Origin of the sequence: Flavobacterium sp. CS20 (genome assembly GCF_018080005.1) — a bacterium.
Lineage (GTDB): Bacteria > Bacteroidota > Bacteroidia > Flavobacteriales > Flavobacteriaceae > Psychroflexus.
The window spans coordinates 1984010-2010000 of the sequence record NZ_CP073015.1 but is presented as its reverse complement, the minus strand read 5'-3'; the positions used below and the strand labels follow the sequence as shown (position 1 = coordinate 2010000).

Annotated in this window: 24 protein-coding genes, 1 tRNA gene and 1 pseudogene (1 of these 26 cut by a window edge); 11 read left to right on the top strand and 15 right to left on the bottom strand. The window is 33.4% G+C overall.

From position 1 onward, the window contains the following. Both IGB25_RS09485 and IGB25_RS09480 read left to right on the top strand, forming a co-directional pair. Positions 1–321 carry the 3' portion of a DUF58 domain-containing protein gene (locus IGB25_RS09485; RefSeq protein WP_371815889.1) on the top strand. It extends 591 nt beyond the left edge of the window, so the window shows 321 of its 912 coding nt (coding positions 592–912); its start codon lies beyond the left edge, outside the window; it ends in the stop codon at positions 319–321. Positions 322–488: 167 nt separating this feature from the next. After that, a tRNA-Asp gene (locus IGB25_RS09480) sits at positions 489–562 on the top strand. Positions 563–1178: 616 nt separating this feature from the next. Here IGB25_RS09480 and IGB25_RS09475 read toward each other — a convergent pair. Then, complete coding sequence (locus IGB25_RS09475) at positions 1179–1751, bottom strand: TetR/AcrR family transcriptional regulator (protein ID WP_211064800.1); 573 nt, start codon at positions 1749–1751, stop codon at positions 1179–1181. Beyond that, the gene (ligA, locus tag IGB25_RS09470; RefSeq protein ID WP_211064799.1) at positions 1744–3741 is read right to left on the bottom strand and encodes an NAD-dependent DNA ligase LigA; all 1998 of its coding nucleotides are present in this window, start codon (positions 3739–3741) and stop codon (positions 1744–1746) included. Before ligA ends, IGB25_RS09475 begins: the two co-directional genes overlap by 8 nt. Positions 3742–3822: 81 nt before the next feature. On the opposite strand from ligA, the gene IGB25_RS09465 reads away from it, so the two are divergent. Next, positions 3823–4344 (top strand): OmpH family outer membrane protein, encoded by a 522-nt coding sequence (locus IGB25_RS09465; protein WP_211064798.1) that lies wholly within the window; start codon positions 3823–3825, stop codon positions 4342–4344. Here the strand turns inward: IGB25_RS09465 and IGB25_RS09460 are convergent. Then, the gene (locus IGB25_RS09460; protein WP_211064797.1) at positions 4341–5120 is read right to left on the bottom strand and encodes a tRNA pseudouridine(38-40) synthase TruA; all 780 of its coding nucleotides are present in this window, start codon (positions 5118–5120) and stop codon (positions 4341–4343) included. The genes IGB25_RS09465 and IGB25_RS09460 overlap by 4 nt on opposite strands. Positions 5121–5434: 314 nt before the next feature. Between IGB25_RS09460 and pdhA the strand changes: the two genes are divergently transcribed. Both pdhA and IGB25_RS09450 read left to right on the top strand, forming a co-directional pair. Beyond that, on the top strand, positions 5435–6433 hold the full coding sequence (gene pdhA, locus IGB25_RS09455; RefSeq protein WP_211064796.1) for a pyruvate dehydrogenase (acetyl-transferring) E1 component subunit alpha: 999 nt from the start codon (positions 5435–5437) through the stop codon (positions 6431–6433). 6 nt (positions 6434–6439) lie between these two features. Further along, positions 6440–8043, top strand: a pseudogene (locus IGB25_RS09450) (2-oxo acid dehydrogenase subunit E2). Between the two features lie 86 nt (positions 8044–8129). On the opposite strand, the gene IGB25_RS09445 reads toward IGB25_RS09450, so the two are convergent. Then, positions 8130–9329, bottom strand: a complete 1200-nt coding sequence (locus tag IGB25_RS09445) for an ABC transporter permease (RefSeq protein ID WP_211064795.1) — start codon at positions 9327–9329, stop codon at positions 8130–8132. Continuing rightward, positions 9326–9718, bottom strand: coding sequence for a 30S ribosome-binding factor RbfA (gene rbfA / locus IGB25_RS09440; protein ID WP_211064794.1), 393 nt, complete (start codon positions 9716–9718; stop codon positions 9326–9328). The genes IGB25_RS09445 and rbfA overlap by 4 nt, the downstream gene beginning before the upstream one ends. Before the next feature lie 215 nt (positions 9719–9933). On the opposite strand from rbfA, the gene IGB25_RS09435 reads away from it, so the two are divergent. The 6 genes from IGB25_RS09435 to tsaB are packed head-to-tail and all read left to right on the top strand — an operon-like array spanning position 9934 to position 16477. After that, positions 9934–10635 carry an ABC transporter ATP-binding protein gene (locus IGB25_RS09435; RefSeq protein WP_211064793.1) on the top strand — a complete coding sequence of 234 codons (702 nt, stop codon included), beginning with the start codon at positions 9934–9936 and terminating at the stop codon, positions 10633–10635. Continuing rightward, the gene (locus tag IGB25_RS09430; RefSeq protein ID WP_211064792.1) at positions 10628–11872 is read left to right on the top strand and encodes an ABC transporter permease; all 1245 of its coding nucleotides are present in this window, start codon (positions 10628–10630) and stop codon (positions 11870–11872) included. Before IGB25_RS09435 ends, IGB25_RS09430 begins: the two co-directional genes overlap by 8 nt. A 1-nt stretch (position 11873) precedes the next feature. Continuing rightward, complete coding sequence (locus tag IGB25_RS09425; RefSeq protein WP_211064791.1) at positions 11874–13142, top strand: ABC transporter permease; 1269 nt, start codon at positions 11874–11876, stop codon at positions 13140–13142. Between the two features lie 25 nt (positions 13143–13167). Next, on the top strand, positions 13168–14292 hold the full coding sequence (locus IGB25_RS09420; protein ID WP_211064790.1) for an efflux RND transporter periplasmic adaptor subunit: 1125 nt from the start codon (positions 13168–13170) through the stop codon (positions 14290–14292). Between the two features lie 60 nt (positions 14293–14352). Beyond that, complete coding sequence (locus IGB25_RS09415; protein ID WP_211064789.1) at positions 14353–15789, top strand: TolC family protein; 1437 nt, start codon at positions 14353–14355, stop codon at positions 15787–15789. Between the two features lie 16 nt (positions 15790–15805). Continuing rightward, positions 15806–16477: a tRNA (adenosine(37)-N6)-threonylcarbamoyltransferase complex dimerization subunit type 1 TsaB gene (gene tsaB, locus IGB25_RS09410; RefSeq protein WP_211064788.1), complete on the top strand. Its 672-nt coding sequence runs from the start codon at positions 15806–15808 to the stop codon at positions 16475–16477. On the opposite strand, the gene IGB25_RS09405 is transcribed toward tsaB, so the two are convergent. The 10 genes from IGB25_RS09405 to IGB25_RS09360 all read right to left on the bottom strand — a co-directional run bounded on the left by IGB25_RS09405 (position 16474) and on the right by IGB25_RS09360 (position 25978). Then, positions 16474–17214, bottom strand: a complete 741-nt coding sequence (locus IGB25_RS09405) for a hypothetical protein (RefSeq protein WP_211064787.1) — start codon at positions 17212–17214, stop codon at positions 16474–16476. The two genes, tsaB and IGB25_RS09405, sit on opposite strands and share 4 nt — an antisense overlap. Before the next feature lie 325 nt (positions 17215–17539). After that, positions 17540–17800, bottom strand: a complete 261-nt coding sequence (gene rpmA, locus IGB25_RS09400) for a 50S ribosomal protein L27 (RefSeq protein WP_125087157.1) — start codon at positions 17798–17800, stop codon at positions 17540–17542. A 4-nt stretch (positions 17801–17804) separates the two neighbouring features. Further along, positions 17805–18356, bottom strand: a complete 552-nt coding sequence (gene rplU / locus IGB25_RS09395) for a 50S ribosomal protein L21 (protein ID WP_211064786.1) — start codon at positions 18354–18356, stop codon at positions 17805–17807. 66 nt (positions 18357–18422) lie between these two features. After that, positions 18423–18860: a DUF4199 domain-containing protein gene (locus IGB25_RS09390; protein ID WP_211064785.1), complete on the bottom strand. Its 438-nt coding sequence runs from the start codon at positions 18858–18860 to the stop codon at positions 18423–18425. 92 nt (positions 18861–18952) lie between these two features. Further along, a complete protein-coding gene (locus tag IGB25_RS09385; RefSeq protein WP_211064784.1) occupies positions 18953–19813 on the bottom strand; it encodes a hydroxymethylglutaryl-CoA lyase in 861 nt (286 codons plus the stop codon). 36 nt (positions 19814–19849) lie between these two features. Then, positions 19850–20926, bottom strand: coding sequence for a serine hydrolase (locus tag IGB25_RS09380; protein WP_211064783.1), 1077 nt, complete (start codon positions 20924–20926; stop codon positions 19850–19852). Positions 20927–21037: 111 nt separating this feature from the next. Continuing rightward, positions 21038–22177, bottom strand: coding sequence for a radical SAM family heme chaperone HemW (hemW, locus tag IGB25_RS09375; protein ID WP_211064782.1), 1140 nt, complete (start codon positions 22175–22177; stop codon positions 21038–21040). A 526-nt stretch (positions 22178–22703) separates the two neighbouring features. Next, the gene (locus IGB25_RS09370) at positions 22704–23660 is read right to left on the bottom strand and encodes an OmpA family protein (RefSeq protein WP_211064781.1); all 957 of its coding nucleotides are present in this window, start codon (positions 23658–23660) and stop codon (positions 22704–22706) included. 10 nt (positions 23661–23670) lie between these two features. Next, the gene (locus tag IGB25_RS09365; protein WP_211064780.1) at positions 23671–24435 is read right to left on the bottom strand and encodes an exodeoxyribonuclease III; all 765 of its coding nucleotides are present in this window, start codon (positions 24433–24435) and stop codon (positions 23671–23673) included. A gap of 79 nt (positions 24436–24514) precedes the next feature. Next, positions 24515–25978, bottom strand: a complete 1464-nt coding sequence (locus IGB25_RS09360; protein ID WP_211066893.1) for an aminoacyl-histidine dipeptidase — start codon at positions 25976–25978, stop codon at positions 24515–24517. Between the last annotated feature and the right edge of the window lie 13 nt (positions 25979–25991).

The following is a 25991-nucleotide window of genomic DNA, read 5'->3' as shown; positions in this document are numbered from 1 at the left end:
TCAAAAAATGTTTTTGAGGCATTAAGACATTTAAAATATAATAAACACCAAGTTATATTGTTTCATACAACTGATTTTAATAAAGAAATTGATTTTGATTTTTCAGAGATTCCAAGGCGATTTGTAGATGTAGAAAGTCAAAGAAAAATCGACTTGTATCCTGAACAAGTTAAAGAAGATTATCAAAGTTTAGCCAAATCTTTTAAGTCGGAATTATTGCAAAAGTGTAGGCAATATCAAATAAAATATGTTGATGCTGATATCAATAAAGGCTTTGAAAAAGTAATTTTGACCTACCTATTAGAAAAGCAAAACTTTTGATTAATATTTTTTTGTTTTTACTTGTTAGAATTAAATTTCAGTTTATATTTGCATCCGCTAATTGTTTAGGTAGTTAGAACACTTGTTCTGCACGTGTGGGAGCGTTGGGAGTTTATTATGATTTGGTAATTAGCATTTATAATAAAGTTCTTTATAAATAAAATTTTGGTCTGGTAGTTCAGTTGGTTAGAATACCTGCCTGTCACGCAGGGGGTCGCGAGTTCGAGTCTCGTCCAGACCGCTACTTCGACTTAGTTCAGTAGCCTAAATGAGTAAATAGGTAATAAGTTGAAAAAGAAGTTGTGTTGAGACACATAGTTGTGTCAGGTTTGTAAAGCCGAAGAGAAGCTTTCCGTTTGGGAGGCTTTTTTATTTTATGAAAAATTCTTTAATAACCCTAAATTCAATATAGTTGGTTAGAATACTTGTCCCGCACGTGCGGGAGGGTCGCGAGTTCTCCCGAAACTTCGGGATTGTCCAGACCGCTACTTCGACTTATTTCAGTAGCCTAAATGAGTAAATAGGTAATAAGTTGAAAAAGAAGTTGTGTTGAGACACATAGTTGTGTCAGGTTTGTAAAGCCGAAGAGAAGCTTTCCGTTTGGGAGGCTTTTTTATTTTATGAAAAATTCTTTAATAACCCTAAATTCAATATAGTTGGTTAGAATACTTGTCCCGCACGTGCGGGAGGGTCGCGAGTTCTCCCGAAACTTCGGGATCGTTCAGACCGCTACTTCGACTTATTTCAGTAGCCTAAATGAGTAAATAGGTAATAAGTTGAAAAAGAAGTTGTGTTGAGACACATAGTTGTGTCAGGTTTGTAAAGCCGAAGAGAAGCTTTCCGTTTGGGAGGCTTTTTTATTTTATGATTCCTTCCAAAATCAATTTTGGAATTTCTTTTTTAAAAGTATGAGTGCTTATATCTTTTTTTTCATACAATAAATGGAGCGTGCGAAGTGAAGACAACATTTGATATATGATAATTTCAGGATTACATTTTTTTATATCTTGATCATCAATTCCTTTTTCAACTATAGATTTTAATATTTGCTCATAGATTTTCCTTTGAGTTAAAAAATATTTCTTTTTATCAGACTTCAAATACTTCCAATCACTATTAAATGTAGCAAACTGATTCGGTGTGTTAATGGCTATGTCAATGTGTGTGTGAATAATGTCTTCAAGCTTAAACTTAGTGTCAATAGTTTTGTTTTGTGTTTCGTTGATTTTTGTCATAAACTTATCGACTAACTCAAAGATTAGCTCTTCTAAGATTTCATCTTTTGATAAGATATGATTGTATAGACTTGAGGCTTTTACATTTAAAGCATTCGCAATATCTCGCATACTTACCTGTGCAAAACTTTGATGCCTAAATAATTTTGCAGATGTTTTAAGGACAATAGGTTTAGAAAGATTTGGCTTACTCATCGTCTATCATATTTTTAAAATCTATCTCATCTATGATAGGAATATTTAATTGTTCAGCTTTAGCCTTTTTTGAAGGTCCCATATTATTACCTGCAACGATGTAACTAGTGTTTTTAGAAATACTACTTACTACTTTACCGCCGTTGTTTTCAATAATCGATTTTAATTCTTTTCGTTCGTAATTTTCAAAAACACCAGAAACTACAAATTTTAAACCTTCAAATTTTGAAGATGATTGCACTTCTTCTTCAATTTCAAATTTTAACCCATAACTTTTAAGTCTTTCTATAAGATTAATGTTTGTTGGCTCACTAAAAAATTCTATCACACTTTCTGCAATTCTATCACCAATTTCATTTATTTGGGTTAAATCTTCCATCTTTGCCGCCTCTATTTTATCAATATTTTTAAAGGCTTTTACCAAAGTTTTGGCTACTGTTTCACCTACAAATCTTATTCCGAGGGCAAATAAAACTTTTTCAAATGGACGTTGTTTTGATTGCTCTATACCATCAATTATATTTTGAGCAGATTTCTCAGCCATGCGTTCTAACTTTATGATATCCTCTTTTTTGAGTTCATATAAATCGGCATAATTATTAATGAGTCCATTTTCGACCAAAAGCGTAACAGTTTCGCCACCTAAACCTTCAATATCCATAGCTTTACGAGAAATAAAATGTTGTATTTTACCTATAACTTGTGGTGGACAACTGTTGTGATTTGGGCAATAGTGTATGGCTTCGCCTTCATCTCGCTTTAAAGCTGTGTTGCATTCAGGACATTTTTTGATATAGGTTGTGGGTTTAGAGTTTGGATCACGCTTAGAGAAATCAACTTTTGTGATTTTTGGGATAATTTCTCCACCTTTTTCAACATAAACAGTATCACCTTCTCTAACATCCAACTTTTTGATCTGATCGGCATTATACAAAGAAGCTCTTTTCACAGTAGTACCACTGATTTGAACAGGCTCTAAATTGGCAACTGGTGTGATAGCTCCAGTTCGACCGACTTGATAAGTGATTTTGTTGAGTTTTGTTTTCACTTCTTCGGCTTTAAACTTGTAAGCCATTGCCCAACGTGGCGATTTTGACGTATGTCCTAGTGTTTTTTGATGTGTAAAAGAATTGACTTTTACCACAACACCATCAGTTTCGTAAGGTAGTTTATAACGTTCTTTATCCCAAAAATTAATAAAGCTAAAAACTTCATTTAAATTTTGACATAATCTAACTTCCTTTGGGACATTGAATCCTATTTTTCTTAACTCTTCTAAGGCTTCGTATTGAGAATTAAACCCTAAATTTTCTGCGTGAATACTATAGACTAAACAATCTAAAGGTCGTTTGGCTACCTCAGCACTGTCTTGAAGTTTTAGTGAACCAGAAGCGGTATTTCTTGGATTTGCATAGGGTTCTAATCCTTGTTCAACACGTTCTGCATTTAATTTTGTGAAACCCTCAAACGGTAAAACAATTTCACCTCTAACGTCAAATATTTCAGGAAGAATGTCGTTTTTTATTTTTAAAGGAATACTTTTTATTGTCCTTACATTATGCGTAACATCGTCACCTTCATAGCCATCGCCTCTTGTTGTTGCACGTATAAATTCTCCATTTTCGTAGCTTAAATTGATAGATGCTCCATCATATTTTAGTTCACAAGTGAAAATGACATCTTCTGATATGCTTTTTTTTATGCGTTTTACCCAATCTTCTAAATCTGTTTTAGAATAAGAATTAGATAGCGAATACATCCTTTCTCGATGTTTTACGGTTTTAAAATTTTTTGTAACCTGTCCGCCAACACGTTGAGTAGGTGAGTTTTTATCAAAATATTCAGGGTGTTCTTCCTCTAATTTTTCGAGGATTTTTAGCTTTTGGTCAAATTCGTAGTCAGTGATTACGGGTTTATCCAAGACATAATATTGATAATTATGTTGGTGTAGCTCAGTTCGTAAGGTTTCTATCTTTTGTTTGATGTCCATATTCAAAACTAAAATTTAAAAAAATACTAAAATAAGATATAAGCTGTATTTTTGTTTTTTATTTGTAAAAAACATATCATTATGAAAATTAAATTTTTAATTGCGACTTTTATTTTAACATCAATGTCGTTTGCACAAACCAAGGTAGGAACGATAAACACTGAGTACATTATTTCAAAAATGCCAGAATTTAAAGATGTTCAAAAAAAATTAGAAACTTACGGTAAAACTTTAGATGACGGTTTAAAAACCAAGTATGATGAATATCAAGAGAAAGTCAAAAACTATACCGAAAAAGAAGCAACTTACACCGAAGCTTTAAAAAAATTAAAACAAAAAGACATTATAAAACTTGAAGAAGATATCCAAAAATTAAGAACCAATTCAAGTAAACTACTTCAAGTTAGACAAGATGAATTATTAAGACCGTTGTATAATAAAATTGGTGATCAAGTTGACAAAATTGTTAAAGAAGATGGTTTTACTCATATTTTTAATGAAACCAATTCATTAATATATATTGCACCTGAATACGATATTACTATTAAAGTGATGAAGCGGTTAAATATACCTGTTGAAGAAGATACGACAGCACAAAATTAAAATTCAACTTTGTGTAAAATTAGACCTGAAGCTGGAGCAATATGTTCCAGCTTTATTTTATTATAACCGTCAAGGGTTTTTAAAAAGAAGTCATAGTTGACTTTATGTTGACCCAAATCAAACAACATTCCCATCATCAATCGAATTTGGTTGCGTTTAAATCCTGTGCCTTTGACTTTTAATACATAAGATTGTTTTGGAAAAAAACTCGCTGTCAATTCATTGTTTAACCTAAGTTGGCAAGATAGAATTTCAGCTGTGGTTTGGGTTTGGGTTTTGGGTCTAAATGTATAAGAGTAAAAATCTTTTTTGCCCTTAAATGCCTTTGTCGCTTTGGTCATAATTTCTATATCTAAATTTGCTTTAACGTGACACATTAAAGTCGCACTAAACGGATGAAATTTACCGCCAAAAGCAAAATAATAATGGTATTCCTTAACTTTTGAATCTTGAATGATGTTAAAAGTGTTATCGACTTCTTTTATATTTAGAGCTTTGATATCAGCAGGTAGATTGTAATTGAAAGTGCCTAAAAAAACATCTAAATTTGGTAATTTTTGATCTGAAAATAACTCTACATAAGTTTGCTCTGCAGACACCATAGCATCTGTTCTACCACAAGCCATGATTTTGGTTTTGGCATCAGGCAATATAAATCTCAAAGTTTTTTTAATCATCAACTCAACAGTAGGCACATTGGGTTGAATTTGCCAACCGTGAAATCGAAACCCTAAGTATTGCAAACTAATCAGGTAATAGTAACGTTTAAAATTCATTTTAATTGAGATGTTTACTGCATTATCGGGTTAAAAATCTTGGTAAGCAACAAAACTAAATAATGAAAGAGTAATTCTGCATTTTTTTTAAAATTAGTTATAGCATTATGTTTAATAATTTGATATCAAACTAAAAGTTTTGTCTTTCTGCTTTATTAATGATAAAAAAAAGCATTTCCTCAATACTAATTTTTTAGAAAATTATCTCTTTCAACAAAAATTTAAAAAATTTTAAATAAACTTAAAGTGTTTTCATTTCATGATTATTATTCTATTTTTGTATTCATATCTAATAGATTTATATTTTTAATCCTATGAAAAAAATAACCAAAAGTACATATCTTGATTGGTATGAAAACATGATGTTTTGGAGAAAGTTTGAAGACAAATTAGCACAAGTCTATATCCAACAAAAAGTAAGAGGATTTTTACATTTATATAATGGACAAGAAGCTATATTGGCTGGTGCTTTACATGTGATGGATCATGAAAAAGACAAAATGATTACTGCATATCGCAACCATGTTCAACCTATTGGTTTGGGTGTTGATCCAAAAAGAGTAATGGCCGAATTGTATGGAAAAGCTACGGGAACATCTCAAGGTCTAGGTGGATCGATGCATATTTTTTCGCCAGAGCACAACTTTTACGGCGGACATGGTATTGTTGGTGGTCAAATTCCACTTGGTGCTGGTCTAGCATTTTCAGAAAAATATTTCAATCGTGGTGGTGTTGTTTTAACATTCCTTGGCGATGGAGCAGTAAGACAAGGCTCTTTACACGAAACTCTCAATATAGCAATGACAATGAAATTGCCTGTAGTCTTTTGTGTAGAAAACAACGGCTATGCTATGGGAACATCCGTAAAAAGAGCTTCTAATCAAGAAGACATTTGGAAACTTGGTCTAGGCTACGAAATGCCTTGTGCTCCTGTTGATGCCATGAAGCCCGAAAAAGTAGCCGAAGCTTTAGATGAAGCCATTCATCGTGCCCGTTCTGGAGATGGACCAACTTTTTTAGATTTAAAAACATACAGATATAGAGGACACTCTATGAGCGATGCTCAAAAATATAGAACAAAAGAAGAGGTTGAAGAATACCAAAAAATTGACCCTATCAATTATGTTAAGGATATTATTTTAGATAAAAAATACGCTAGCGAAGACGACATCAAAGACATTGATAAACGTGTAAAAGAAAAAGTTAAAGAGTGTGAAAAGTTTGCTGACGAGTCAGATTTTCCTGACAAAAATGTTATGTATGATGTCGTTTACGAGCAAGATGATTATCCATTTATACCTCACAAATTATAAAATATTATGGCAGAAGTAGTTAATATGCCACGACTAAGCGACACTATGGAAGAAGGTGTTGTTGCTAAGTGGCTCAAAAAGAAAGGTGATAAAGTTGAAGAAGGTGATATCCTTGCCGAAATAGAAACCGATAAAGCCACCATGGAGTTTGAATCTTTTTATGAAGGAACTCTTTTGCATATTGGTGTTGAAGAAGGCGATGGTGCTCCCGTAGATTCACTTCTTGCTATTATTGGCGAAGAAGGTGAAGATATTTCTGATTTAATCAAACAAGCTGAAGAAGGCGAAATCCTTGCCGAAATTGAAACCGCTCAAAAAGAAAGGAGACAAAGTTGAAGAAGGCGCAACTTGGCTCAAAAAGAAAGGAGACAAAGTTGAAACCGACAAAGAAGGCAATGGAATTTGAATCCGTTTTATGAAGGCCGTTATTATATATAGAAATTGAAACCGACAAACTCTGCCCAGAATTTGATGTTTTATGAAGGAACGTTATTATATATAGGTATTGAAGAAGGCGACTCTGCCCCAGTTGATTATGTTTTGCCATTATTGGTCCTGAAGGCACAGACGTTGATGCTGTGCTTAAAAGTATAAAAAGCGGTGGTTCTTCCTCTTCAGATAAATCTTCTAAAAAATCACAAAAAACATCAGAAGATTCATCCTCAAGTGATAAAACCGAAACAACTCCAAGTGAAGCTTCACAAACGGCTGATGGCAAACGTATATTTGCGTCGCCATTAGCTCGTAAAATGGCTGAAGAAAAAGGCTACAATTTAGCTCAAATCAAAGGCAGTGGCGAAAATGGTCGAGTGGTTAAAAAAGATATTGAAAATTATAAACCACAAGATTCTGCAACTGCTGAAGCATCAAAATCTGCGGAAACAAAAGCAGAGTCTAAACCAATAGAAGTCTATAAACCAGTTGGCGAAGAGCAATTTGAAGAAGTTAAAAACTCTCAAATGCGTAAAACCATTGCCAAGCGATTGGCTGAATCTAAGTTTAACGCACCGCATTACTATCTTGACATTGAAGTCGATATGGATAATGCCATAGCTTCACGTAAGCAAATCAACGAAATACCAGATACCAAAATATCATTCAACGATTTAGTTATCAAAGCTTCAGCAATGGCGTTGAGAAAGCATCCACGAGTCAACTCACAATGGCAAGGCGATGTGACTAAAATTGCTAAGCACATCCACATAGGTGTAGCTGTGGCGGTTGACGAAGGTTTGGTCGTGCCTGTTTTAAAATTTACTGACCAACAATCACTCACACAAATTGGGCAAAATGTAAAATCTCTCGCCACCAAAGCTAGAGATAAAAAGTTGCAACCAGACGAAATGGAAGGCTCAACTTTTACTGTCTCTAATTTAGGTATGTTTGGCATCATCGAATTTACAAGTATTATCAATCAGCCCAACTCAGCTATTTTATCAGTTGGTGCAATAGTTGAAAAACCTGTGGTTAAAAACGGAGAAATTGTTGTGGGACATACCATGAAACTAACTTTGGCCTGCGATCACAGAACAGTTGACGGTGCTACAGGAGCCAAGTTTTTACAGACTTTAAAAACCTATATTGAAAATCCAGTCACGATGTTGGCTTAATTTTCAATATCTTTCAATAAAGTAAAAACCTTCAAGATACCTGATATTTTGAAGGTTTTTTAAATTCTTTTATAGCTAATGTTGATTTACAATAACTTATTATTGGCTCTAGATGAGGCTATTTTTGAAGCTACATATCCCAGTAAAATTGTAGTTAACAGCACAATAAGTATATTACCAAAATTGAGTTTTACTGGATAGGGTAGAGAAGTTGTTATATTTACTAAGCTATATTCTAATTGAAGTAAAACAATAACTACACCACAGGCTATACCCAACATTGAGCCGATTAGCGTTGTTAGGAATCCTTGAAAGAAAAAAATTGTATTGATTTGAGATTTATAAGCACCTAAATGAGAAAATGTTTTTATATCATCATTTTTATCTATTATAGCCATTATCACTGAACCTATAAGGTTGAATAGTGCTATAATAAGAACCAATGTACTGATAAGGTAAACCATCAAGTTTTCCGTATTTAGCATTTTATACAGCTGGTCATTGAGTTGAATTCGTGTTTTGACATTTACATTTTGTTCAAAAATATTTTTTATTTGAGTTTTTAAATCAGGAACATTGGCATTTTCATTTATCGAAATTTCTATTGCAGAGTATTCATTAGGTTCATACCCTAGTAAATCTCTCCCTAATTTTAGCGATCCAAAAACATAAGTATTATTATATTCTTCTGATACTCCAAAAATACCTCTCACAAAAGTATTAACCTTTTTAAATGCATCATTTGGATCGACAACCTGCCCTTTGCCAGGCTTAGGAACTATAAAATTTAAAAAAGCTGATTGGTCTAAAATACCTACAGACAGTTTTTGACTTAATCCATTGCCGATTACGACTTGGTAAGGATAATTAGAATTGAGCCATTGCCCTAAAAATACAGATGATTTTATGTTGTTAACTTTAACAAAATTACTATCTACTGACTTTAAAATGGCAGGAATATTTTTGTCTTTATAATTTAATAAGGTCTTTTCTTCAATTATACTTGAAATTTGATTTACTCCTTCAAGAGCTAGAATAGCATCTTTGATGTCTTTGTTTACATTCAGGCGTTTGCTTTCAACGGGTAAGACTTTTAAATCTGGGTCATACTTGTTTGCAAAACTTAAGCTAAAATCTTTTAAACCACTAAATGCTGACAAGACAACAAATAAAGCTAAAGAAGTGCCAAATATTCCAAATAACGCAAGATAACTTATAATATTGACAGCATTATTTTTGCTTTTGCTTAGTAAATAACGTTTGGCAATGTAAAGTGAAAAATTCAAGATTTTCGTCGTTTGTCTAATAAATCTGGATCTTTAATAGGGTTGTTTTTCCCTTTAAAAGCCTCTTTCAATTCATTCACATAGGCTATTGTGTCGTCGTTAAAAAATTTCACTTCCGGAACTCGACGCAATTGGTTTTTTGTCCGCAAAGCAAGTTGATGTTTTATGCTATTTGAAATTTGTTTAATTTCCTTTAATACAGCCTGTGTTTTATCTTCTGGGAACACACTTAAGTATGCCTTAGCTTCTAACAAGTCTGCTGTTACTTTTAATTTAGTTACGCTTACAATGAGATTTTTTTGACCATACTTTCTCAAACTATCTTGAATGATTTCTGCCAAATCTTTTTGAATAATTTGACTTATTTTTTGTTGTCTTTGTGTTTCCATAGGGCAAAATTAAGCTTTTTTGTTTAAAATAATTTTTATGCCTTATAAATTAAAACTCAATGATGCAAATTAATCAAGTTATACCCATTTTAGGATGAATCGGGTGTCGCTTCATTATACTCATTCTAAATAAATTAGATTATTTTAACAATGTCCTAACAAACTAATTTGTAACATTTCTTTTAGTTAGTAGTCTAATTATTAAAGTCATAAAAATGATTGAAATTAAAGATTTACACAAATCTTACAAAATCGGCAAAAACTCTTTACATGTTTTAAAAGGTATTAACTTCTCAGTTGAAGAAGGCGAGCTCGTTTCAATCATGGGATCTTCAGGTTCTGGAAAATCTACTTTACTCAATATCCTTGGTATGCTTGATGAAGCAGATTCAGGTTCTTATCATCTCGACGGCGTTGAAATCAAAAATCTTACCGAAAAAACAGCGACTCATTATCGCAATAAATTTCTCGGCTTCATTTTTCAATCTTTTAATTTGATTAATTATAAATCCGCATTAGATAATGTAGCTTTACCTTTATATTACCAAAATATTAAACGTACAATACGTATGGAAAAAGCAATGTCATACTTAGAAAAAGTAGGTCTTGCCGATTGGGCAAATCATTTACCCAATGAATTATCTGGTGGTCAAAAACAACGTGTGGCTATTGCGAGAGCCTTAGCAGGTCAACCTAAAGTTATTTTAGCCGATGAGCTCACAGGTGCATTAGATTCTAAAACATCTTATGAAATTATGCATCTTATTCAAGAAATTAATGACGAGGGGAAAACCATACTTGTAGTAACCCACGAAGAAGATATTGCTCATATGACTAAACGTATTGTCAATCTAAAAGATGGTATAATTATAGATGACCGAAAAATAGAACAAGTTAAAGCCCTTGCTAATGCTTAGTCTCGAGCGCTGGTTAGAAGTTTTTGAAGCTATCAGCAAAAATAAACTACGCACGTTTTTAACTGGATTTTCTGTGGCAACAGGTATTTTGATTTTGGTGCTACTTCTTGGTATAGGTGAAGGTATGAAAAATGGCGTAGAAGAGCAATTTCAAAGAGACGCTACAAATCAGATTTCTGTTTATACTGGTGTTACTGGAGTTGAATACAAAGGTCTAAATCCTGGACGAAGAATTCAATTTAAGAATAATGATTATGATCTGTTAGTCAAAAATTTTGGAGATGAGTTAGAATATAAATCTTCAGTTTACAGAATATGGATCGGGCTGACAAGCTACAAAGATAAATCAGGGAGCTATAGAATTGAAGGGGTTTTGCCTGATTATCAATTTTTAGAAAACGCTGAGATTATACAAGGACGGTTTATTAATCATAAAGACCAATCAACATCTACCAAAGAAGTAGTCATTGGAAAAAAAGTCAGAGACGAACTTTTTGAAGACAAAAATCCATTAGGTAAGCTGATTGAAATTAAAGATATCAACTTTAAAGTGGTTGGGGTTTTTCAAGACCCTGGTGGCGATAGAGAAGAGTCCAGAGTATATATGGCAATATCAACTATGCAAAAAGTGTTTGGTGCTGGTCAAGATATTCGTAATATGAGCTTTACTATGCCAAAAGAAAAGTCTTTTGATGTGGCTTTAGAAAAATCTAATCAACTGATAAGCCAACTTGAAGCTATTCTCAAAGCTAAGCATACAGTTTCACCGTTGGATAACTCTGCCATTAATATCAGTAATTCTATTGAAACCTCAAAACGCATTTACGAGTTAACAGCCAATATAAAATTGTTTTTTTGGTTGATTGGTTTAGCAAGTCTGCTTGCTGGAATTATTGGAGTGAGCAACATTATGCTTATCATTGTTAAAGAACGCACAAAAGAAATTGGCATTAGAAAAGCCCTTGGAGCAAAACCTATAAGTATTGTCGGTATGGTTTTACATGAATCTATTTTTGTTACCGCCGTTTCAGGCTTTATGGGGCTTATTGTTGGTTTAGTTTTGCTTGAATTTGTTGGTCCTATGATTAATACTGAGTTTATTTCAAACCCTGAAGTGAGTTTTAACATCGCTATATCTACGGTTATTGTATTAGTTCTTGCTGGTGCTATAGCTGGATTTTTTCCCGCATGGCGAGGTGCTAAAATCAAACCTATTAATGCTCTAAGAGAAGAATAGTATGTTTAGTAAAGACAAATGGAACGAAATATTAGAATCACTGACATCAAATGTCTTTCGGACATTATTGACGGTCTTTGGTGTGTTTTGGGGAATTTTTATTCTCGTCGTATTATTAGCCGCCAGTAACGGGCTTGAAAATGGTGTAAGACAAGCATTCTCGGGTATAGCTACAAACTCCATGTTTATGTGGACTATGCCAACAACAAAAGCTTATGATAGCTTTCCAAAAGGCAGACGATTTAACTTTAAAATTGGAGATGTTGAAGCCTTAAAAAATAATGTTGATGGTTTAGAATACATCTCTCCACGCAATCAACTTGGCGGTTTTGGAGGTGGCAATAATGTTACAAAAGGTCTGAAATCTGGAGCTTACAATGTTTACGGCGACTATCCTGAAATCATCAAACAAGAGCCAATGGATATTGTTAAAGGTCGATTTATCAACCAAAATGATATTGAGCAAAAACGTAAAGTTGCAGTAATTGGCACAGGTGTTCAAAAAGGTTTGTATGATATTGGAGAAGAAATTTTAGGCAGTTACATAAAAATACAAGGCGTCAACTTTATGGTAATTGGTATATACGAAAAAACCAGTTCAACCCGTGGAGATTTAGAAGAGGCTCAAAAACAAATATTTGTTCCGTTTTCTGCCTATTCACAAGCTTTCAATATGGGCAATGTTGTCGGCTGGATGGCTATTACTGCTAAAGATGGCTACTCAATTACTAATTTAAAATCAGAGATAATTGATGTGATAAAAAAAAGACATCGTATCAATCCCGAAGATGAAAGTGCCGTTGGAAATTTTGACTTATATGAGCAATTTTCTAAAATAAGCGGATTGTTTTTAGCACTTAATGCTGTGGCTTATTTAGTTGGTATTTTAGTGCTATTTTCTGGAGTTATCGGAATTAGTAATATCATGCTTATCGTCGTCAAAGAACGCACAAAAGAAATCGGAGTGAGACGTGCACTCGGAGCTACACCATGGCAGATTAGAGGTCAGATTTTATCTGAATCTGTATTCTTAACCATTATCGCAGGAATGGCAGGAATTATATTCGCAACTTTTGTCATATTTATTTTAAATAAATTTTTCTTTGGGGCTTCAGCCTCTCCTGATAGTATGTTTGTCAATCCAAGCGTAGATTATGTTACTGTGCTCGTTGCATTAGGAATATTAATCTTTTCTGGGCTATTAGCAGGATTTATACCTGCACAAAATGCCATTCGTGTAAAACCCGTTGAAGCTTTAAGAAATGAATAAAAAAATAAAATCAAACCAAAAATAAATGAAAAAAGCAATCACCATTATCGTTTTAGTCCTTCTTGCTTTTCTTTTTGTAGGCGCTGTGTACTATTTGTATCAAAAAGACCAAGAACCACCAGTGACTTACCAAACAGAAACACCAACAACTGAAACTATAGTTAGAGAAACTATTGCTACAGGCACCATTACACCAAGAGAAGAAGTACCTGTAAAACCTAATATATCTGGTATTATTGAAAAAATATTGGTTAAACCTGGCGATACTGTACAGGCTGGAGAACTAATAGCCAAACTAAAGGTTGTGCCAAATGTATCTAATTTAAACAACGCTAAAAATCAGATCATGACAGCGAGAATTAATTTAGATAACGAAAGAAAAATATATAACCGTCAAAAAGAACTCTTTGAGAAAGGCGTAATTTCAGCCAATGATTTTGACCAAGCACAGCGTTCTTTTGATATTGCTAAGCAAAATTTAGAATCAGCAAAAGAAACTTTTGAAATTATCAATACAGGAACTACTGCAGGTATTGGTGATGCAACTACAACAGAAATAAAAGCGACGATTTCTGGGATGGTTTTAGATGTACCTGTCAAAGTCGGTAACCAAGTTATAGAAGCTAACAACTTTAATGAAGGAACTACAATTGCAACTATTGCAAATACCAACGATATGATTTTTAAAGGAAAAGTTGATGAGTCTGAAGTCGGTAAAATCAAAGAAGGTTTACCTCTTGAAATTACAATCGGAGCCCTTGAAGATGTCGTGTTTAATGCAACTTTAGATTATATCGCACCTCAAGGTGTTGAAGAAAATGGTGCTGTTCAATTTGAAATTGAAGGAACTTTATCTGAGCTGAAAGACGATGTTTTTATAAGAGCTGGACTCAGTGCTAATGCTTCTATTATTTTAGAAAAAGCTGAAGATGTTTTAGCCATTAAAGAAGCTTTGATACAATTTGATAAAGAAACCAAAAAACCATACGTAGAAGTTATGGTTGGCAATCAAAAATTTGAACGACGAGATATTGAACTTGGCATTAGTGATGGTATTAATGTTGAAATTAAAAAAGGGCTATCTAAGGATGACAAAATAAAAGTTTGGAATAAAGTAAAAGAGAAAAAACCAAGTGGTTTCGGTGGATAATTTTTTATACACATACATTTCAAAACGATTTCAAACATCTTTAAAAAAATAATACAGTTTATGAAAAAATTAGTTTTAATAATATTTTGTTTTTACTTTGCTCAAGGCTTTAGCCAAGAGAATGAAGCCAAAACCAAATGGACCTTAGAGGCTTGTATTAAATACGCATTTGACAACAATATAAGTATCAAACAATCTCAACTCGATATTGAGGATGCTGATATCAATAAAAGTGACGCTGTTGGTAATTTTCTACCTTCTTTAAATCTCAATGCGAGTAATAGTTGGAACTCAGGTCTTACTCAAAACGTTACAACTGGTGTCCTTGAAAATCAAGTTACAAGAAACTTCTCTGCAGGAGCAACTGTTGGCATTAATATTTTTAGTGGACTGCAAAATTGGCGAACTCTACAACGTGCAAAGCTGTCTCAATTAGCCAGTCAATATTCCTTAGAGCAAATGGAAGATGATATCGCTTTGTTTATAGCCAATGCTTACCTGCAAGTTTTAGTGAGTAAACAAACCCTAGCTGTTTTAGAAGAACAAAATCGAATCACCCAACAACAAATTGAGCAAACCAATGCTTTAATTAAAGCAGGAACAGTACCGCAAGGCGATATTTTAGAACTACAAGCTACCAATGCTAATGAGCAACAACAAATTATAGTGGCAGAAAATGATATTAAAATCTCCCTTATCAGTCTTGCTCAATCACTTCTAATAGATGATTATGAAAACTTTGATATTGCTGACGAGTCATATGATATTCCTATAACAGATATTATAAACCGAAATGTTAACGACATTATAGAAGAAGCCAAACAAGAGCGTTATGAAGTGAAAATTGCTGAAAAAAACGTGGAAATTGCCCAAAAAAACATTGAAATTGCCAAAAGTGCTTACTATCCAACTTTACGTGGTTTTTTTAACTACAACACACGTGAATCAAATAGAGATAGATTTGCCTCAGGTGGAATAGATCCAGATAATCCTACTCAACAAATAGGTTTTGTAGAAGATACTGGTGCTACTGTTGTTGCTCCTAACTTTTTGATCGAAGCCATTGGACCAAGAGATTTTATAGATCAGTTGTGGAGAAACGATGGTATTTCTTATGGAATTCAGCTTAATATTCCTGTTTTTAATGGCTTTGCTACCCGTAATAATGTTAAACGAAGTCAAATTAATTTAGAACGGTCTAAAAATCAACTTCAACAAACAGAGCTTGATCTTGAAGCTGATGTATATCAAGCCTACGTAGATGCTCAAGGTGTCGCCAAAGCTTATGAAGCGACCATGAAGTCTGTTGAAGCTCAGCAAAATGCCTACGATTTTGCCAAGGAACGTTTTGATGTTGGCATGAGCAATGCTTTTGATTTAAGCCAATCTAAAACAAGACTAACCAATGCTCAAAACCAAATGATTCAAGCCAAATACGATTATATTTTTAGAATTAAAGTCTTAGAATTATTTTTTGGAGAACGCCCAGTTGATTAATTAAATCATTTTTATTTTGGCTTATATTTTATCCATTGAAACTTCTACAACCAACTGTTCAGTAGCTTTAGCAAAGAATGGACAGCTGATTGCTATGGAAGAAGATGACAAAAAGCAATATTCTCACGGCGAACAACTTCATCTGTTTATTGACAAAGTGATTAAGCAATCTGACCTTAAAATCACTGACCTTAATGCAATTGCTATCAGTAAAGGTCCAGGGTCTTACACTGGATTAAGAATTGGAGTTTCAACAGCCAAAGGTCTTTGCTATGCACTTGAGATTCCTTTAATTAGTATCTCAACTTTAAAAATATTAGCTAAACAAGTTGAACAACATCAAACTCAATTCCCTATCATTCCTATGATTGATGCACGGCGGATGGAAGTTTACACCTCCGTTTTTAATTCTAAATTCAAAACTTTGTCAAAAGTTGAAGCTAAAATTTTAAAATCTGATAGCTTTCAGGATTATTTTGATGTAAATGAAAAAATATATTTTATTGGCAATGGTGTAAGCAAGTTTAAAGAAATTTGTGACAATGTCAAAAAAGGATTTTTTATAGAAAACAAAAACCCCTCAGCAAAGCAGATGTGTAAGTTGGCTGATGAACTGTTTCTGAATAAAAACTTTGAAGATGTGGCTTATTTTGAACCTTACTATTTAAAAGATTTTGTTGGTGGTTAGTTTTTCAAGCTGTTATAATAACGAACAACTTGTATCATTTGGTTTTGGATTTCTTTATCGTCTCCTCTAAATTTAAAACCTTTATCTTTTATGTAATTTTTAATGTCTTTTTTATGATCAGAAAAAGCATCTAAGATTTTCTTTTTATGATCTTCGGCTCTTACATAAGTATCTCCAAACTTGATGATGTATCTGGTATCACTTTTAATGCTTGGAGGAATATCTTGCTGATAAGATGTTAAAGCTTTTGAACCAGGGATGAGTTCTTTAAAATATCGTTTATAAAGCACTGCTTCAGCTTTTGGTGATGTCAATTCAACAACATATCCATTTCCAGAATTATAGTGTTCCTCATTAATAACTTGAGGTGATTTAATCAAAACAAAAGTTTCACCACCCAAATTGTATTTATACCTTGGAGTCCTTTTCAAAGTTTTTAAAGATTTTGAATTTGGCTCTAACTTTATTTCAAAAACGTCATTATAGACATCGTATCTAAGATATGCTTGGGCTTTATTTTTAGATTTGCTATCGATGATATATCCAAACTGAAAATCTTCTGTTAAAAATGGAGAACCTTCAATATCATTGATGTCAAACTTTGAATTTTCTTTAAACCGCATGAAATAGGCATCTGAAATATCTCTATAATCTCTAAACCCCATCATTTCACTAATCTGTGCTTGTGATGGTGTGAGAAAACAAAAACCAGCTAAAATGATGAATAATTTATACATATTAAAATATTTTGATTTATAGTCGAATATATAAAAAATGATATAATTATGAAGTTTATGGAAGTTAATTAAATTGAAAATTTTGGCACTTTTAACAACCTAACCAATTTTGATATTACTTTATTGGATTCAAATATTATTACAATTGAAAGTCAACCAGCACCAGAAAATAATACCGAAAAATACTTGGACACGTCGGTATTACACCTTCATCTTTTTATTATCGACATCATTAATTTAAATTGGTATAAGAATTTATTTTATATAAAAAAAAAGGATATTCGCATTGAATATCCTTTTCTAATTATTAAGATTAAAAAGTCATTTATGCTTCAAAAGGTTCTATTGAAACATAAGATTTATCACCTTTAGATTTTTGAAACTTTACAATGCCATCAACTTTGGCATGTAGTGTATGATCTTTACTGGCGTAAACATTTTCACCAGGTCTGTGAGCTGTGCCACGTTGTCTAACAATAATGTTACCAGCAACAGCAGGTTGACCACCAAATATTTTTACACCGAGTCGTTTTGATTCTGACTCTCTTCCGTTCTTTGAACTTCCAACGCCTTTCTTGTGTGCCATGGTTTTATGATTTAAAGTTTTCTATTGCTTCGATTAATTCTGCTTTCTTAAGGCTTGAGTAACCTTCTAAACCTTTGTCTTTAGCCATAGCTTTTAATTCGGCTACGGTCATATCTGAAAGTTTAACATCACTTTCAGCAGGTTTAGTGGTTTGTTCTTTTTTTGTTGCTGATTTGGCTTCAGTTTTCTTTACTGATTTAGTCTCAGTTTTGGCTTCAGTTTTTTTCTCCGCTTTTTTAGCTCCTGAAGCTACAATACTTTCAATTTGGATTTCAGACAAATATTGTCGGTGTCCGTTTTTCTTTTTGTAGCCTTTTCGTCTTTTCTTTTTAAAGACAATGACTTTGTCACCTTTAAGGTGTCTTAAAATTTTAGCACTGACTTGAGCACCTTCTATAGCTGGGGCGCCAACTTGAACTTGACCATCGTTGTCTAAGAGAAGAACGTTATCAAAGTCAACCTTTGCACCTTCTTTGTCTTGTAAACGATGAACAAAAACTTTTTGGTCTTTTGCAACTTTAAATTGCTGCCCTGCTATCTCTACAATTGCATACATAGCTTAATGATTTTGTTCAATTTTTAAGGATTGCAAATGTAGAGTAAGTTTTTAAAATATACAAACTTATTTTTTAGGGTTTTTATACAATTGCATAATAGTAAGTGTTGACACTACTGAAGTGGCAAATCCCATAAGTGCTACTACAAAAATAAAAGTTCCGATAGTGACTTTAAAATGATTATCCCAACTGGTCAATAAGCTATTGATAAAATCAGGATTTAATTCTGTGGCATAAATAGCCATAAATATGGAAAAAATTATTGTAGCGATAAATCCAGCTATTAGACCACAAGAAAAACCAGTAGAGTAAGTGTAGTTTGGTCCGTGTTCTAAACGTTTGATACGAATAGCTTCAAAAATACCAAAACCAAGAATGACTGCATTAAAAAAACTATAAAACGGATTGGTGTGTAAACCAAATAATGATAACAATAAAAAATAGCCTATTAATGAACCACTTATAGCAATTCCAAAACGTAATGGTAAAAGGAATTTTTTCATAATTATGTTATTTTAAAACCCTAAGTTAAAAATTATTCTTAAATACGTCGAAATATTCTTAAATCCTTAACCATTTTAACAATAAAAAATACTTAAATATCACTGAAAACATCTAAAGCTTTATTGTAAGCCGTTTCAAAACGTGTCATTTTTACACCGTGACTAACTTTATGAGTATTGAAATATGATAAAAGTTTTTCTGTGGGCATATTACCTGTTAAATCATCTTTAGCCATAGGGCAACCGCCAAAACCTTGAATTGCACCGTCAAATCTTTTGCAACCTGATTGGTAGGCGGCATCTACTTTTTCATGCCATGAATTGGGTGTGGTATGCAAATGTGCACCAAACTCTATGTTAGGGTATTTTGGGATAAGCTCTGAAAATAATTGATTAATAATTTTTTGGTTTGAGTCGCCAATTGTATCGGATAATGAAAGTATTTTAATTCCAAAACCAGAAAGTTTTTCTGTCCACTCGGCAACAATATCTGAATTATAAGGATCGCCGTAAGGATTGCCAAAGCCCATAGACAAATAAGCCACAACCTCTTTGTTATATTTGTTGGCCAAATCGATTATTGATTTTAGAATATCTATAGATTCTGCAATGGTTTTGTGGGTGTTTCGCATTTGAAAATTCTCTGAAATAGAAAATGGATAACCTAAATAATCAATTTCATTAAATTGACAAGCATCTTGAGCTCCTCTCAAATTAGCTACAATAGCCAAAAGTTTGGATTGCGTTTCTGATAAGTCAAGATGTTGTAACACTTCAGCGGTATCTTTCATTTGTGGAATAGCTTTTGGCGAGACAAAACTGCCAAAATCTATCGTGTCAAATCCACAGGCTAAAAGACTCTGAATGTATTTAACTTTATCTTTTGTTGAGATAAAAGGCTTGATGCCTTGCATGGCATCTCTTGGGCATTCGATTAGTTTTACTTGAGACATGGCTCAAATATACAATTAATGTCTTTTTCAAAAAGCTTAATTTGGCATCATTTCATTTAAAATATTCCAAAATTTTTCATGAAAATTTAAAGACAACATACCATCATCTGGTTTTTTGCCCATCCTAACAATAACGAGTTTTTTGCTTGGCACAACATCAATAATTTGACCGTTTTTACCAAGGGCTGAAATCATATCTTCTGGTGCAGAAGGCACAAGGCTCTGTTGAATTGAGCTTGACATTGTTGGTAATATCACTTTGTCTTTCCCATTGAGCCACCACAAATAGCCATAAGATGGATTTAGAGTTTGAGAGCTTGTTGTCATGTTTTCAAAATATGTTTTGTCTTTCAAAATTATTTGATTATTCCAAACGCCTTGATTTAAAATAAGTAACCCAAGTCGAGTCGCACTTCGAGGTGTGCTAAGGTATAAATTGATATTCTCTTTAAATGATATCCACCTGCCTTTCATCCCAATTTTGGACGCTAAATGGCGTCGGGTAAATTGATTAAATTTTTGACCAGTAGCATTTTCTATAACCTGACTGAGTAAAGTATAAGGTGCATTGTGATAATACCATTGCTCGCCAGGTTTAGCTTTATAGGTTAAACATTTTGGTTTTATACAATTTTTATTTTTTACTGTATAATCAAGACCCGTAGTCATTGTTAATTGGTGCTTGATCTTAATTGCATCTTCCTGTTTCTTTGGCATTGATGTCCATGACCCTAAATATTGATTAGTAGAGTTTTCAATATTTAAAAAGCCTTGCTCTTGAGCTATACCGACTAAGCAGGCAGTTAGTGTTTTACCAGCTGAAGCCCAATACCAATAAGAACCTTTATCAAAATCGCGACCTCTTAAATTTTTTCCCCAATATTTTTCTATTAAAATCTTACCGTCTTTTAAAACTATAAAAGCTCTTGTATTCCCTTGTTTAAGAAAGTTAGATAGACTATCTTTTAAATTGACTTTCCATCTTTCTGCTTCAAAATTTGTTTTCGTCCAATCATCAGAATTATTTGGAGGAAAATAGATCGACGATTTTATCTCCTGACCATTAATGGTTGAAATGCTTATAAGAAATAGCAAATACATTAGGTATTTCATGACTTTGAATTTGTCTATAAAAATAGTCTAAAACTAATTATCTTATTAAATCATAGCCTTGAAACTTATAAATCATAGACTTAAGCTTAGGTTTTTTACCTTGAATAATCTCTAAGTTTTTTCAAATTCAATTTTAAACAAATCTGCGACAATGCCATCGGAAAGGAATTTGGCTTTTGAGGTGATTTTGAGTTTGTTATCAAAAATATCTATATTATTTTCAATGAGATGTGGTTGTGCTTGAAGCATTAAATAGTCCAAATAATTTAGCCCAAAAAAAGATTGAATTTCATCTAAATCAACACCTGATTGTGTGCGTAATCTCGTCATGATGTATTCGTTATATCGGTCGGTCTTACTCAAGTGTTCTGAAGTGATAGGTAATTCACCTTTTTCAATAGCTTTGATGTATTTAATGTTGTTTTTGATGTTCCAAAATCGCTTGTCGTAACCGTTATAACTGTGAGCTGATGGACCAACTCCGAGATAAGCTTTGCCTGTCCAATAAGCTAAATTATTTTGTGAAAAATAACCAGGTTTTCCGAAATTTGAAAATTCGTAATGTTCGTAGCCACGAGAAGTTAAGGTTTGATAAAGTTCATCAAAATGCGTTGCTGATTGCTCATCATCTACGGGTGGAATGATTTTTTTTTCAATAAATTTTTGTAAAGCGGTGTCAGGCTCAACTGTCAAGGCATAACAAGATAAATGTGGCACATCAAAATCTAAAGCAGTTTGTAGGTTTGCTTGCCAATTTTGTAAACTCATTTCTGGCATGCCGTAAATCAAATCGATGGAATAGTTGTCAAAATAATCTTTCATCAATTTGATACTTGTTTTAGCTTCATTGGCATTATGAGCACGATTCATCTGTTTAAGGTCTTTTTCAAAAAAAGATTGCACGCCCAAACTCAATCGGTTGATACCTTGTTGTTTTAAAGTTTTTAAAAGTTGTATTGAAATGTCATCGGGATTAGCTTCTAAGGTAATTTCTGGATGCTTATCGACTTTAAAATGTTTGTAAATCGTATTAAAAATAGAGTCTAAATCTTGTTCGGACAATAAACTCGGTGTTCCACCACCAAAATATATATTTTCAACAGGTTGCTTTAATTCTTCTTTTCTAAGTATTAATTCTTGACCAATGGCATTGATGAGTTGGTCTTTATGTTTAAGTGAAGTTGAAAAATGAAAATCACAATAATGGCAGGCTTGTTTGCAAAACGGAATATGAATGTAGATACTGGCCAATTGAGAAGTTTTGAACGCAAATTTAAGGTTTATGTTTCTCGCTCAGGTGCAAAGACGTTAAGTTTTTTTAATCATTATAAAATACTTTTTTTTTGCCACTAATGCACTAATCATTTTGCATTCATTCGTGCATTCGTGGCTGATATAACATTCCTTTTTATTGCCACTAATGCACTAATCATTTTGCATTCATTCATGTATTCGTGGCTGATATAACATTCCTTTTTATTGCCACTAATGCACTAATCATTTTGCATTCATTCATGTATTCGTGGCTGATAGAACATTTCTTTTTTAAATTTTTTCTGACTTTCGCACTGGAACATCTAAAAGTAAAATATGTTAAAAATATTAACTATTGCTTAGTGTTGGTTAAAATATGTCTATCTTTCTTTTAATAAAGTTAACAAAACCAATGATGTTTTACACCTAATGTGATATTTAGGCTTAGGTTTTAAAAGAAACTAGGCTAAAAAATGTATCTCGCTAAAACGCAAAAACGCAAAGGCAAGGGAGCAAAAACTTTTTACTCTTCCAGAAGCTTATTGATTTGGTCGAGTTGTGGTTCTAAAACAACTTCTATTCTTCGGTTTTTGGCTTTTCCAGCTGGAGTCTCGTTGCTTGCGACGGGTGCATATTTGCCACGACCAGCAGCGGTTAGATTTTTCGGATTGATGTTGTTGTTTTTTAGTAAAAGTTTTAAAACTTCTGTAGCACGTTTTGTCGATAAATCCCAATTGTCTTTAAGCGGTCCATTACCGCCATAAGGCACATTGTCGGTATGACCTTCAATTAACACTGAAATATCAGGATTTTGAGCTAATACATTAGCCAATTCCTTAATAGCCTTTTTACCTTCTGTTCCGACATTCCAACTTCCAGAAGCGAAAAGGAGCTTATTTTCCATAGAAACATAAACTTTGCCATCGCGTTGCTCCACACTTAAACCACGTCCTTCAAAATCGACTAAAGCTTCGCTGAGTTTGTTTTTAAGATTGTTGAGCTTGGCATCTTTTGAAGCAATTAAATTTTCTAACTGCTCAATTCTGTAGGAACGTTTGCCCAAGTCTTTTTGCAGTTGTTCAAGCCGTTTTTGCTCTTCGGCGAGGGCTTTTTCTTTATCTTCAAGTTGTTTGAGTAAATCTCGATTTCGTTTGGCGTTAGCTTGAAGCAATTCACTGCTGTTTTGTTCTAAAGCTTCATAAGAGGTTTCAAGATTTTTGAGTTTTGAACTTTGTTTATCGTAGTCATCAGATAAAGCATCATAATCCTTTTGCAAAGCTTCTAATCTATTCTGACTTTTTTCAAAATCGGAAGTCAATTCGCTTTTACTTTTTTGGCAAGCTTTTAATTTTTCGGTTAATAAGTCGTTTTGTGACTGCAAATTGTCATAACGGGTTTGGAGGTTGACGAAATCTTTTTTAGGCACGCAAGCCCCGAGTAAACCAACTGAAAGAAGTAAAAGCAAATATTTAGTTTTCATGATTTTTTCTTTAAAATTCCAATTGAAGTAAAACAGGACAATGGTCGCTGTGTTTTGCTTCTGATAATATAACGGCTCTTTTGATGTTTTGTTTTAGGGGTTCAGAAACCAAATGGTAATCCAATCGCCAACCTTTGTTATTTGTTCTGGCGTTGGCACGATAACTCCACCAAGAATATTGCTCAACTTCGGGATTTTTAAATCTAAACGAGTCGATAAAACCATTATTTAAAAATTGACTCAGCCAATCGCGTTCTTCGGGCAAAAATCCTGATACCGTTTTAAGTCTTACCGGGTCGTGAATATCAATAGGTTCATGACAAATATTGTAATCGCCACAAATCACTAAGTTAGGTTTTTCGGCTTTTAGCTTGTCGATATAGTTATAAAAATCAGCCATAAAATCAAATTTCAGATTAAGTCTGGCGTCGTTGGTTCCTGAAGGCAGATATAAACTCATCAGAGAAAAATTCTCAAAATCAACTCTTAAGATTCGCCCTTCATTGTCCATATAATCAATACCACAGCCCATTTCAACATGCTGAGGTTTTACTTTTGAAATAATGCCAACACCACTATAGCCTTTTTTTTGAGCAGAAAACCAATAGCAATATTCATAGCCTAACTGTTTAAACGCTTCTTCTTCAATTTGTTTTCCTTTTGCCTTGGTTTCCTGAAAACAAACGATATCAGCATCAGTAGTTTTTAGCCAATTAGTCAAACCTTTTCGCATAGCTGCACGAATACCATTGACGTTGTAAGATAAAATTGTCATTTAAATTTGGGTTTAAGAATTTTTAGACCTCACAGTCCCGAAACTTCGGGGCTGTGAGGTCTTGAATCTGTTAATAAAATCAACTCTTCTCAGGAATATTTTTAAGAATATCTTTTAAAAATGCCCAAAACTTTTGTGTTGATGAAATGCTGGCACGTTCATCTGGCGAATGTGCACCTTTGATGGTTGGTCCAAAAGATACCATATCCATTTCAGGATAATGACTTCCCAGAATACCACATTCTAAACCTGCGTGGCAAGTCGCAATATTGGCTTTGTTGCCAAATTGTTTTTGGTATAATTTATCAATGACTTTCAAAATTTCAGAATTTGGGTTTGGTGTCCAACCTGGATAATCTCCAGAAAACTTCACTTGACAACCTGCCAAATCAAATGCACTTTCAAGGCTGTGTGCCAAATCCCATTTGCCAGAATCAACAGAAGAACGGGTGAGACAAGAAATTTCTATCTTTCCTTTTTCAATATGAACTTTAGCAAGATTATTAGAAGTTTCAACTAATCCCTCAATATCTGGGCTCATTCTGTAAACGCCATTATGAGCCGTTTGTAGTGATTTGATGATCAAGTCTTGCACATCGCTACTCAAAACGGATTTTGGTTTATCACAACTTTCAAGCTGAATTGACATTTGCGGCTCAAGCGATTGATATTCTGATTGAATGTCTTTGACCAAGTTTTGAAACGAAGTTTTTAAGGCGTCAACATCCTGGTTTAAAATCACAAATGTGGCTTTGCTTTCACGAGGAATAGCATTGCGTAAACCACCACCAACAAAAGTTGATAAACGCATATTATAATTTTTATGGGTATGAAATAATAAACGTGTTAAAATCTTATTAGCATTAGCTAAACCTTTGATAATATCCATACCAGAATGTCCACCTTGCAAGCCTTTGACAACAATTTGAAAAGCAGAAGTGTTGTCAGGAATAGATTCTTCTATATAAAATCGTGTAGCCGTGATATCCACGCCACCTGCACAACCAATGCCAATTTCGTCATCTTCTTCAGTATCGAGGTTGAGTAAAATTTCGCCGTTTAATATATTAGGGTCAAGATTTTTAGCACCTGTCATTCCCGTTTCTTCATCTATGGTAAATAGGGCTTCAAGTGCTGGATGTTCAATGTCGTCTGAAGCAAGAATGGACATAATAGCGGCTACGCCAAGACCATTGTCAGCCCCAAGTGTTGTGCCTTTGGCTTTGACCCAATCGCCATCGACATACATTTCAATGCCTTGTGTGCTAAAGTCAAAGTCAGTATCTTCATTTTTTTGATGCACCATATCGAGATGTGACTGAAGAACAACAGCTTTTTTATTTTCATGACCTTTTGTTGCTGGCTTTTTGATAATAACGTTTCCAGCCTTGTCTTTTAAGGTTTCTAAGCCCAAATCTTGACCAAAATCCATCATAAATTGAATGACGCGTTCTTCTTTTTTAGACGGTCGAGGAACGGCATTGAGTTGACTAAAATGTTTCCAAATAATTTTTGGTTCTATATTTTGTAACATGGTTTTAATTTTAGCCCAAAGC